The 1,108-nt window shown below is 74.1% G+C and carries 1 protein-coding gene; it reads right to left on the bottom strand.

The annotated features are described in order from the left end of the window. Positions 1-1,108, bottom strand: a 1,108-nt coding sequence (locus ACYVE7_RS34445) for an acyl carrier protein (RefSeq protein WP_460370818.1), incomplete at both ends; no start/stop codon positions are given.

Raw genomic sequence — 1,108 nt, 5'->3', positions numbered from 1 at the left:
TTGACCGCGCTCCCCCGCACCACGGCCAGCACCGGATGGCCGAGGCGGCGCGCGTCGGACAGGCGTTCCAGCAGCAGCAGTCCTGCTCCTTCGCTCCAGCCGGTGCCGTCGGCGTCCGCGCCGAACGCCTTGCAGCGGCCGTCCGGGGCCAGGCCGCGCTGGCGGCTGAACTCCACGAACAGTCCGGGGGCGGCCATGACGGTCACTCCGCCGGCCAGCGCCAGCGAGCACTCCCCTGCCCGCAGCGCCTGACCCGCCAGATGCACCGAGACCAGGGACGACGAGCACGCGGTGTCGGTGGTGATGGCGGGGCCTTCGAACCCGAAGGCGTAGGCGATCCGCCCGGACGCGACGCTCGGGGTGTTGCCGGTCAGCAGATAGCCCTCGGTGCCGTCCTGGGCCGGACGGTTCAGCGACGCGTACTCCTGGCCGAACATCCCGGCGTACACCCCGGTGCGGCTGCCGCGCAGCGTGTGCGGGTCGATGCCGGCCCGTTCGAAGGTCTCCCACGCCAGCTCCAGCAGGACCCGCTGCTGCGGTTCCATGGCGAGGGCCTCACGCGGGGAGATGCCGAAGAAGTCGGCGTCGAAGCCGGTCGCGTCGTCCAGGAAGCCGCCGTGCCGGCTGTAGGAGGTGCCGGGATGGTCGGGATCGGGGTCGTAGAGGGCGTCCAGGTCCCAGCCGCGGTCGCCGGGCAGCCCGCCGATGGCGTCGACGCCGTCCGCGACCAGCCGCCACAGGTCCTCGGGCGAACGCACCCCGCCCGGGTACCGGCAGGCCATCCCGACGATCGCGATCGGATCGTCATCGTCCACGGGGACGGCGGGCGCGGGGAGGGGGGCGGGCTCGGCGCCGGTCAGCCGGTCGTGCAGGTGGCGGGAGAGGGCCGTCGGGGTCGGATGGTCGAAGGTGATCCCGGTCGGCAGGTCAAGCCCGGTCGCGGCGTTCAGCCGGTCCCGCAGCGCGACGGCCATGGTCGAGTCGAGACCGAGGTCCTTGAAGGTGCGGCCCGCGCCGACCGCGTCGGCGGTGACATGGCCGAGCACGATCGCGGTCTGGGTGCGGACGGAGTCCAGCAGGGCGCGCCGCTGCTCGGCGGGCGGCAGCC

The sequence above is a fragment of the Actinocorallia lasiicapitis genome (assembly GCF_054778695.1).
The sequence above is the reverse complement of the archived record's forward strand: the minus strand, read 5'-3'. Positions and strand labels throughout refer to the sequence as shown.